At 60.7% G+C, this 577-nt stretch carries 1 pseudogene; it reads right to left on the reverse strand.

Annotated elements, in window-relative coordinates:
- Positions 1-496, reverse strand: a pseudogene (locus tag QYH69_RS35985) (transposase); the annotation flags it as partial.
- Between the last annotated feature and the right edge of the window lie 81 nt (positions 497-577).

A 577-nucleotide genomic window follows, 5' to 3' on the forward strand; every position in this document is an offset into this window, starting at 1 on the left:
CAGGTCTGGCGCGTAGCCAGGCAGCAGCGCCATCTGGATTGCGCCATCCGTGCTGTCAAGGTATTCGCGCACGACGTGGCTCCTGTGCTGCGCTGCGCCGTCCCACACGATCATCAGCCTGCGTCTGAGTTGCGCGCGCAGCGCTTTGAGGAATTCGATGATTTGCGCGCTTTTGATCGCGCCGTCGTGCAGGCGGAACACGAAGTTGGTACGGGTAAGACCGGCGATGGCCGAAACGTGCTTCCAGTTGAAGTGGTACTGAATGATCGGCGTGCAGCCTTTGGGCGCCCAGGTGCGCACTCGTGTGGGGCGCTCCGAGCCCCGTGGCCATCACGCGAAGCGCATCGATGCCACCTTCGTCGAGTCGGGCCTTCCACGTGTATGCCGTCTGCCGCGCCACTCCGACTATCTTTGCCGCTTCGGCGGGCGTCTTCCCCGCCAACATCAAGCGACCGGCACGCACCCGCTTGCGCGTAGCATCGTCCATTTTGGCCATCAACCGAGTCTCCCTTCAACGTGATGACCGTATAACGCACCAACAGAGAATCGGTTGTCATGAATTTGGTAAAACTCAATA

Source organism: Paraburkholderia sp. SARCC-3016, from assembly GCF_031119615.1.
Classification (GTDB): domain Bacteria; phylum Pseudomonadota; class Gammaproteobacteria; order Burkholderiales; family Burkholderiaceae; genus Paraburkholderia.